Annotated in this window: 1 protein-coding gene; it reads right to left on the bottom strand. The window is 74.2% G+C overall.

Going from position 1 to position 5795, the window contains the following annotated elements:
* A partial coding sequence (locus tag IEZ11_RS52165; protein ID WP_189269781.1) for a type I polyketide synthase occupies positions 1 to 5768 on the bottom strand: 5768 nt, incomplete at its 3' end.
* Between the last annotated feature and the right edge of the window lie 27 nt (positions 5769 to 5795).

Here is a 5795-nt window from a genome sequence, read left to right as displayed (position 1 = left end):
CGCCCGCTGCCGACCAGCACCGCCCGCCGCTCGAACGTGGACCGCGTCGTCACCAGGGCGCGTGCGACCGCGGCGGGGGCGAGTTCGGGCCGGAGCCCGACGAACTCGCGGAGCCGGGCGGCCTGTTCCTTGAGGGCTTCATCCGTGCGGGCCGACAGCACCCAGGGCACGGCGCCGTCGTCCGGTGTCCCGGCCGGGGTGTCGGACGCCGGTGCCTGTTCGAGGATGAGGTGGGCGTTGGTGCCGCTGATCCCGAAGGAGGAGACGGCCGCGCGGCGCGGGCGGTCCGTCTCGGGCCACGCCCGTTCCTCCGTCAGCAGGGACACCGCCCCCGCCGACCAGTCCACATGGGAGGTCGGCTCGTCCACGTGCAGCGTGCGCGGCAGCACCCCGGCGCGCAGCGCCATCACCATCTTGATGACGCTCGCGACGCCGGAGGCGGCCATGGTGTGGCCGATGTTGGACTTCAACGAGCCCAGCCACAGCGGCTGTTCGGCGGAGTGTTCCTGGCCGTAGGTGGCGATCAGCGCCTGCGCCTCGATCGGGTCACCCAGCTTCGTACCCGTGCCGTGTGCCTCGACGACGTCGATCTCGGCCGCGGTGAGGCGGGAGTTGGCGAGGGCCTGGCGGATCACCCGCTGCTGGGAAGGGCCGTTGGGGGCGGTCAGGCCGTTCGACGCGCCGTCCTGGTTGACCGCGCTGCCCCGGATCACCGCCAGCACCTCGTGTCCGTTGCGCCGGGCGTCGGAGAGCCGCTCCAGGACGAGCACGCCGACCCCCTCGCCCCAGCCGGTGCCGTCGGCGGCCTCGGCGAAGGCCTTGATGCGGCTGTCGGTGGCGAGTCCGCGCTGCCGGGAGAACTCGGCGAAGATGCCGGGCGTGGCCAGTACGGAGACCCCGCCGGCCAGGGCCAGCGTGCACTCGCCCTGGCGCAGTGCGTGGGCGGCCTGGTGCAGGGAGACCAGGGAGGACGAGCAGGCTGTGTCGACCGTGATGGCGGGTCCCTCCAGGCCCAGGAAGTAGGAGATGCGGCCGGACAGCACGCTGGTGGTCTTGCCGGTGAGGCGGAAGCCGTCGGCCTTCTCGTCGACGCCGTGCAGCGGGGAGCCGTACTCCTGGAACAGAGCGCCGATGAACACACCGGTCTGGCTGCCGGTGAGGTCGCCGGGCAGGATGCCGGCGCGTTCCAGCGCCTCCCACGCGGTTTCCAGGAGCAGTCGCTGCTGGGGGTCCATCGCGGCTGCCTCACGGGGGCTGATCCCGAAGAACTCGGCGTCGAAGCGCGGGGCGTCGTAGAGGAAGCCGCCCTCGACGGCGTAGCTCTTCCCGGACCGGTCGGGGTCGGGGTCGTAGAGGTTGTCGAGGTCCCAGCCGCGGTCCCGGGGCATCGGGCCGATCGCGTCGGCGCCGTCGAAGACCAGCCGCCACAGGCTCTCGGGCGAGTCGACGCCGCCGGGCATCCGGCAGCCGATGCCGACGACGGCGACGGGGTCGTCGTCGCCTGCCGGGGCGGCGGCCACCGGTACCGGGGCGGCGGGTGCGGTCTCCTCGCCGAAGAGCCGGCCCCTGAGGTGGTTCACCAGGACGGCCGGGGTCGGGTAGTCGAAGACCGCGGTGGACGGCAGCCGCACGCCGAGGGCTTCGGCGAGGCGGTTGCGCAGTTCGACCGCGGACAGGGAGTCGAAGCCGAGCACCTTGAACTTGGTGTCCTGGCCGATGGCGGCCGCCGAGGCATGGCCCAGGACGGTCGCCGCGTGCTCGCGCACCAGGTCGAGCAGGGCGCGGTCGCGGTCGGCGGGGGCCAGCCCCGCGAACCGGCCGGTGCCGCCCTCGGGGGCGGTGCCCGCGGCGGCCGTGCGCCGGGCGCGGACCCGGACCAGGCCGGACAGGATCTCGGGCAGGGTGCCGGCCCCGGCCCGGGTGCCGAGCCGGGCCACATCGAGGCGGGTGGCCGTGGGCGACGGCTCGTTCAGGGAGGTGGCCTCGTCGAACAGTGCCATGCCCTCGTCGGAGGTGAGGGGGACGAGGCCGCTGCGGGTGATGCGGGCGATGTCGGTCTCGTCGAGTTCGCCGGTCATCTCGCTGCGTTCGTTCCAGAAGCCCCAGGCCAGTGAGGTGGCGGGCAGTCCCTGGGCGTGCCGGTGCTGGGCGAGGGCGTCCAGGAAGACGTTGGCCGCCGCGTAGTTGCCCTGGCCCGCGTTGCCCAGCGCGCCCATGACGGACGAGTAGAGGACGAAGTGGGTCAGGCCGGCGTTCCGGGTCAGGTCGTGCAGCTGCCAGGCGGCGTCCGCCTTGGGGCGCAGCACGGACGTCAGCCGGTCGGGGGTGAGCGCGCCGACCAGGCCGTCGTCGAGGACGCCCGCGGTGTGCACCACGGCGCGCAGCGGACGGCTCGCGGGGATCGACTCCAGCAGCGCGGCCAGTGCCGCGCGGTCGGTGACGTCGCAGGCGGTGACGGTGGCCTCGGCGCCGAGTGCGGCCAGGCCGTCGACGAGTTCCGCCGCGCCGTCGGCGGCCGGGCCGCGCCGGCTGACCAGCAGCAGGTGCCGGATGCCGTGCTCGGTGACCAGGTGCCGGGCGGCGAGCCGGCCCAGGGTGCCGGTGGCGCCGGTGATCAGGACCGTGCCCTGCGGGTCCCAGCGGCGGGGCATGGTCAGCACGACCTTGCCGATGTGCTTGGCCTGGCTGAGGTGGCGGAAGGCCTCGGGGGCCTCCCGGACGTCCCACGGCCGGACCGGGATCGGCGTGAGGTCGCCGCGGTCGAACATCCCGACGAGGGCCAGCAGGATCTCCTGGTACAGGTCGCGTTCGTGCAGCGCGACCTGGATGAGGTCGAAGGCGGTGTAGTCGACGCCGGGGTGCTGCCGGGCCACCTCGGCGCGGTCGCGGATGTCGACCTTGCCCATCTCGATGAACCGGCCGCCGTCCGCGGTCAGCCGCAGTGTGGCGTCGACGAATTCGTTGGCCAGGCAGTCGAGGACGACGTCGATGCCCCGGCCGCCGGTCGCGGCGCGGAACTCCTGCTCGAAGTCGAGGGTGCGGGAGTTCGCGATGTGCCGGTCGTCCAGGCCGCAGGCGCGCAGCGCGTGCCACTTGCCGGCCGACGCGGTGCCGAACACCTCGGCGCCGAGGTGCCTGGCGAGCTGGACGGCGGCCATGCCGACACCGCCGGCCGCCGCGTGCACCAGCACGCTCTGCCCGGGGCGTACCGCGCCGAGGGTGACGAGACCGTAGTAGGCGGTGGCGTAGACGATGCCGACGGAGGCGCCCTGTTCGAAGGACCAGCTGTCGGGGATACGGGCCACCCAGCGCGCGTCGGCGACGGCGAGCGGTCCGAACGCGCCGGGCAGCATGCCCAGGACCCGGTCGCCGGGGCGCACCGAGGTGACCTCGGAGCCGACCTCCGTGATCACTCCGGCGCCCTCGCCCATGTCCGCGTCGCCGGGGTGGACGCCGAGGGCGATGAGCACATCGCGGAAGTTCAGGCCGGCGGCGTGTACGGCGACCCTGACCTCCTGCGGGCCCAGGGGCCTGGTGACCTCGTCGCAGGGCACCAGGGAGAGGGATTCGAGCATGCCCTGGCCGACCACGTCGAGCTTCCAGGGCCGTCCGTGCGGCGGTACCAGCGCCTTGGCGGTCGCCGCGCGGGCGAGCCTGGGCACCAGGACGTCCCCGCCGCGCAGCGCGAGCTGGGCGGTGTCCGTGGCGAGGGCGGCGGGCAGCGCGGCGGCGGACCGTTCGTCCGTGTCCACGTCGAGGAGCAGGAACCGGCCGGGGTTCTCGGTCTGCGCCGACCGGATCAGCCCCCACACCGGGGCGTTGGCGAGGTCGGTGAGCTGGTCGGTGCCGGGGGCGGCGACGGCGCCCCGGGTGACCAGCCCCAGGCGCAGCCCGGCCAGCCGGTCGTCGGCCAGCCACCGCTGCACCAGGCCGAGGGTGTCGTGTACGGCGGTGTGGGCGGCGGCGGCCGGGTTCTCGGCGGTGTCCCGGGCCGGGCACGCGGCGAGGACGGGCCCTTGGACGGCGGTTCCGCCGTCCAGTGCGGCCGTGAGCTCGGCGAGGTCGGCGAACCGCTGTCCGGGGGCACCGGCGGCGGCCAGGCCGTGGTGGTCGGGGCCGAGCAGGGTCCAGGCGGCGGGGGCGGCGGGGGCGGCCGTGGCGGTCCCGGCGGGCGCGAGTGGTGTCCAGTCGGTCCACAGCAGCGCGTCGGCGATGTCGGGGGTGCCCAGCCGGGACAGGTCGGCGGTCCGCCACACCAGTGTGTCGATGGTGGCGACGGGGGCTCCGGTGGGGTCGGCGAGGGTCAGTGCGACGGTGTCGCCGTCTCCGGCCGGGGTGACGGCGAGGCGCAGGGTCCGGGCGCCGGACGCCCGCAGGGTGACGCCCTGCCAGGAGAACGGCAGCCGGATCCCGTCGCCCGCTCCGCCGGTCGCGAGGACCGCGTGCAGGGCCGCGTCCAGCAGCGCGGGGTGGATGCCGAAGGTGCCGGCGTCGGCGCGCAGGGCGTCGGGGAGGGCGACCTCGGCGTACGTCTCCTCGCCGCGCCGCCACAGGGAGCGCAGTCCCTGGAAGGCCGGCCCGTATCCGTAGCCCTGCTGGGCGAGGTCGGGGTAGAGGTCGGTGAGGTCGACGGCGTGCGCGTCGGCGGGCGGCCACACCGTCAGGTCCGGGGTGTGTGTGGCGGGCGGGGTGCCCGTCTCCAGGATGCCGGTGGCGTGGCAGGTCCAGTTCGTGCCCTTGGCGTCGGTGTCGGGCCGGGAGTGCACGCCCAGGGTGCGGTGTCCGTCGGTGCCGGGTTCGCCGACCTCGACGCGCAGCTGGACGCCGCCGCGCTCGGGCAGCACCAGCGGTTCCAGCAGGGTCAGTTCCCCGATCCGGTCGCAGCCGGCCTCGTCCGCCGCCCGCAGCGCCAGCTCCACGAACGCCGTGCCGGGCAGCAGTACTTGGCCGGTGACCGTGTGGTCGGCGATCCAGCCGTGGGTGCGCAGGGACAGCCGTCCGGTGAGGACGGTGGTGGTGGTTCCGGCCAGTTCGACGACGGAGCCGATCAGCGGGTGTTCGGCCGGTGTCTGTCCGATGGCGGAGGAGTCGCCCTGTGTGTCGGGGACGGTCAGCCAGTAGTGGCGGTGCTGGAAGGCGTAGGTGGGCAGTTCGGCCACCGGCCCGTCCTGCGGCACCACCGACGGCCAGTCCACCGGCACCCCGCCCGCGAACGCAGCGCCCGCCGACCGCAGAAAACGGTCCCACCCGCCCTCGTCCCGCCGCAGCGAACCCACCGCGACAGCCTGCCCCTCCGCACCCGCCGCCTCGAACGTCTCCTGCAACCCCACCGTCAGCACCGGATGCGGCGAACACTCCACAAACCCCGTGAACCCGTCCGCCAGCAACAACCGGACCGTGTCCTCGAACTCCACCGTCCGCCGCAGATTCCCAAACCAGTACTCCCCCGACAACCCCACCGTGTCGATGACAGCGCCCTCGACCGTGGAATAGAAATCCACCGGTGCAGTCACGGGGGCCACCGGCTCCAGCAGCCGCAGCACCTCCTCACGGATCTCCTCCACGAACGGCGAATGCGAGGCGTAGTCCACCGGAATACGGCGGGCCCGCACCCCGTCCGCCTCCCACCGCTCCATCAGCGCGTCCAGCGCCTCGACACCACCGGAAACCACCGTCGAACGCGGCCCGTTGACCGTCGCCACGGCGACCTCGTCTCCGTACGGCTCCACATACGGCCGTACCTCCGCGACCGGCAGCGCGACCGACACCATCCCACCACGACCCGCCAGCACACC

Origin of the sequence: Streptomyces fuscichromogenes (assembly GCF_014645815.1) — a bacterium.
In the GTDB taxonomy this organism is placed as follows: Bacteria; Actinomycetota; Actinomycetes; order Streptomycetales; family Streptomycetaceae; genus Streptomyces; species Streptomyces fuscichromogenes.
The sequence above is the reverse complement of the archived record's forward strand: the minus strand, read 5'-3'. Positions and strand labels throughout refer to the sequence as shown.